Genomic DNA, 1,326 nt, shown 5'->3' with positions numbered 1-1,326 from the left:
GCCGGACCCGTCGTCGCGGCCGGGGGCTCCGACGCGGCGGGGACGGCCGGGGCCGAGATCGTCGTGGACGTCAGCGGGAAGGTCCGGGCGCCCGGGATCCAGCGTCTGCCGGCCGGTTCGAGGGTCGCCGACGCGCTGAAGGCGGCCGGTGGCGTACGGCCGGGCACGAACACCGACGCACTCAACCGGGCTCGGTTCCTCGTGGACGGCGAGCAGGTGGTCGTCGGGGGCCCGGCCGCGCCCGCGCCCGCACCGGCACCGGCACCCGGAATGGGTGCTCCCGTCGCCGGAGGCCCCGCCGGTTCGGCGGCGACACCCGTCTCCCTGAACACGGCCACCGTCGACCAGCTCGACACCCTGCCCGGCGTCGGCCCCGTGCTCGCCCAGCACATCGTCGACTACCGCACCCGGCACGGCGGCTTCCGCTCGGTGAACGAACTGCGGGACGTCAACGGCATCGGAGACCGCCGTTTCGCCGACCTGCGAAATCTCGTACGGCCATGAGGAGCGGCCTGGAGACGCGGCGAGGGCGTGCGGGCGAGGCGGGTCCCAGGGCCGGTGTGCACGCGGCCTCGGGGAAGCCGCTCGGGGATGCTCACCCGAGGCAGGAGGGGCCCACGGACCTGCGGCTGGTGCCGGCGGCGCTCGCGGCCTGGGGCACGGCCGCTGTGACCCTGCACGTGTCGGCGGGGCTGGTCACGGTGCTGGTGGCCGGCTGCCTGGTCATCGCGTGCGTGCTGTTGTCGGGACGGCGGCGCGGGAGGCGGGGCCTCGGCGCGACCGGCGGCCGGGTGCCGGTCGCCGCCGTGCTGCTCTGTGTCGCGGCCGCCGCCGTCTCGGCCGGACTGCACGGAGCCGATCTGCGGCGGGGACCGGTGCCCGCGCTGGCCCGGCAGTACGCCACGGTGACCGCCGAGGTGCGGGTGACCTCCGACCCCCGGCTGACCCGCCCCCGGGTCACGGGGGACCACATGGCCCCGACCGCGGTCGTCATCAGCGCCGACGTGCGGCGGGTGGAGACGGCGGACGGGAGGGTGGTGGCGACGCGGGCGCCCGTGCTGCTGATCGTCGACGCGCGGGCGGGCTTCGGCGGTTCGGGCGGTTCGGGCGGCCCGGGCGCGGACGCGGTGGCCGCCACCGGTCGGTCCGCCAGCCGAGGGGAGGCGTCCGGTTCCGTGCCCACCGTGGAGGGGCCCGCCCGATCCCCCTGGCTCGGGTTGCTGCCGTCCACGCGGGTGCGGGTCACCGCGCGGGCCGCGCCGGCCCTGGTCGGGAGCGACCGGGTCGCGGCCGTGCTGCGGGTGCGGGGCCGGGAAGGACCTGAGG

The 1,326-nt window shown here is 77.8% G+C and carries 1 protein-coding gene and 1 pseudogene; both read left to right on the top strand.

What is annotated here, in order from left to right:
• Positions 1-504, top strand: a 504-nt coding sequence (locus EHS43_RS44690) for a ComEA family DNA-binding protein (RefSeq protein WP_148104352.1), incomplete at its 5' end; no start/stop codon positions are given.
• A pseudogene (locus EHS43_RS44685) lies at positions 501-1,326 on the top strand (MBL fold metallo-hydrolase); the annotation flags it as partial. The gene EHS43_RS44690 and the pseudogene EHS43_RS44685, both read left to right, overlap by 4 nt.

The organism is Streptomyces sp. RP5T (genome assembly GCF_003933965.1).
Taxonomy (GTDB): Bacteria; Actinomycetota; Actinomycetes; order Streptomycetales; family Streptomycetaceae; genus Streptomyces.
Note: the sequence above shows the minus strand (reverse complement) of the source record. Positions and strands in the feature narration are given on the sequence as shown.